This is a genomic window from Dickeya sp. NCPPB 3274, assembly GCF_000406205.1.
Taxonomy (GTDB): Bacteria; Pseudomonadota; Gammaproteobacteria; order Enterobacterales; family Enterobacteriaceae; genus Dickeya; species Dickeya fangzhongdai.
In genome coordinates, this window is record NZ_AOOH01000055.1 from 1 (window position 1) to 1,482 (window position 1,482).

Consider the following 1,482-nt stretch of genomic DNA (forward strand, 5'->3'; position numbering starts at 1 on the left):
CATCACCAACCCGTTCACCCTGACGCGCACGCTGGCGGCGGGGGGACAGCTGACGCTGAACGTGACGGGCGACCTGGTGCAGGGGGGGACGCTGCAGGGGAGCGGGGTGACGGTGAGCAGCACCGGCACGCTGACGCAGCAGGGTCGCATCGTGGCGGGCAGTGGCAACAGCACGCTGTCGGCGGCGGTCATCAGCCAGACGGCGGGCGGGAGTATCCAGGGGGGCGGGCCGCTGAGCCTGCTGGCGAGCGGCGATATCGTCAACCGGGGTTTTATCGGGACGGCGGGCGACCTGCTGGTGCAGGCGGGGGGGCGGATAGAGAACGGGAGTCTGGTGTACGGCGGGGGCAATCTGCAGCTGCTGTCGGCCGCGCTGGTGAACCGGTACGGGAACATCCTGGCGGGGAACAGCCTGTGGATACAGCGTGACGCGGCAGGCAATGCCAGCGACAGCGTGCTGAACAGTTCGGGGACCATCGAGACGCAGCGGGGGGATATCCGCATTAATACCGGGACGCTGACCAACCAGCGGGAAGGGCTGACGGTGACGGAGAGCAGCAGTACGGCGGCGGACATGCCGGGCTGGGCGGGGGGGACCACGGCACAGATCCCGGTGAGCTGGTTTAAGGATAGTGACCTAGGTATTGTTGAGTTCTATAAACGTACTGGTGGTCAAATGGGTGAGAAAGGAGGTGGGCCTGATTTTGTCACTATATATTTATTGGCCCCCCTTGCACGTGCTGGCATCCAGAAATTGGTTGTTTCAGGCAAGTCGGTATCCGTAACGGCACAAGGTAGCGAGGCAAGAATTAACTCATCGCAAGACGCATTTCTTAATACGGGAGTATTGCTGAATGACGCGTCTTCTGTCTATGCCAGGAATAACCTTGTACTGTCTGGTGGAAGCCTGAATAACAAATCCTATCAGTCCGGTGAATTACAAACATATCTTACCTATAAATATGATGGTGCTGAGTCTCGCTGGAGAGCGGGCAGGACAAATAAGTTTGCCAACGATGATCAAAGTGGCTACAAAAAAGAAGAATATAAAGCCCGGGACCGTGATGATTCTGATTATTCTTATGCCAAATATTGGCAGTCAGAGTTTATTGAACGGTTTAATCCGGAAAATAGCACTATCAATTTTAATCTGGTTGGCGAGCCGGTCAGTGAGCTGTTCAACGGCCAAACCTACGCTACCGCCACCATTCAGGCAGGCGGCGCAATAACCGCCAACTTCTCGCAGAATATCAGCAACACCAGTTTACAGCCGGGCAGCGGCGGCTTTATGCCGGCTATTGCCACGCCGACGCTGAGCGGGGTCAGTGCGCTGACCCCGGTGGGGGCGCAGGCCGACCGCGGACTGGGTGGGGCGTCGGGTAACGTCACAACTACCGCCCTGGGCGGCGGCGGCAGCGTGGCGCTGGCCGGGCGGGCAGGCAGCCTGAATGCCGGTTACGGCACCGTCACCCGCGATAGCAT

1 pseudogene is annotated in these 1,482 nt (G+C 59.2%); it reads left to right on the forward strand.

Annotation, left to right across the window (positions count from 1 at the left end):
* Nucleotides 1–1,482 (forward strand): annotated as a pseudogene (locus tag DXX3274_RS00125) (hemolysin BL-binding protein); the annotation flags it as partial.